The 651-nt window shown below is 51.5% G+C and carries 1 pseudogene; it reads left to right on the top strand.

Going from position 1 to position 651, the window contains the following annotated elements:
• Positions 1 to 478: 478 nt before the first annotated feature.
• Positions 479 to 651: pseudogene (locus DVK07_RS20480) on the top strand (IS5/IS1182 family transposase); the annotation flags it as partial.

Below are 651 nucleotides of genomic sequence, written 5' to 3'. Positions count from 1 at the left end.
TTCAGGTGATCGAGGTTCTCGAACGCGGTGACGAGGTCGGTTTCTCTGAGTTCGTTCCGGATGGCTATCCCCAGCTGGTACGCTTCACACAAAGAGTGCATTCGTGCGTTCTCATGAGACGGTGTATCTCTTTCTTGTTCTCGTTCGTATTCTGCGGGTCGTTCGATCCAGTCCTCTGTCGGAAAATGCGTTCGGAAAAGCCAGCGTTCGAATCGGTACAGCCGTTTACGGGTCGCGTTAAGTTTAGCGTGAATTGTGGTAGACGGCGACAGCTTCGAGCCAGTTTGAGCTGTCTTGAGCGCGACATTGCTGAAACTATTCGCAAACAATGATGTTTGTCGTTCTATTTCTCAAAAGACACGTTCGATGGATTCCGATTTCCATGGTGAATGACTTGAAATGGCTGTGTTGAATCGCTATACAGCAGCGAGGTGGGACGCTAAATCAAAGGAACTGAAGCGGAAGACTTCAGTTGTTCATAACTCAAATCTCCCGCTTCATCGGGGAGGTTGTGCCGGTTGTTCAAAGAGTTACTGGAGATGGAGGCGAATCCGTCGCCCCGGACGGTGGCGGCGGATTGGCCGACTACGCACTCGTTTCCTCCGCTGTCTGCGGATTGACCTCGATACGTCGTACCGTATGACGATCGAC

Source organism: Halorubrum sp. Atlit-26R (genome assembly GCF_003666015.1).
In the GTDB taxonomy this organism is placed as follows: Archaea; Halobacteriota; Halobacteria; order Halobacteriales; family Haloferacaceae; genus Halorubrum.
The sequence above is the reverse complement of the archived record's forward strand: the minus strand, read 5'-3'. Positions and strand labels throughout refer to the sequence as shown.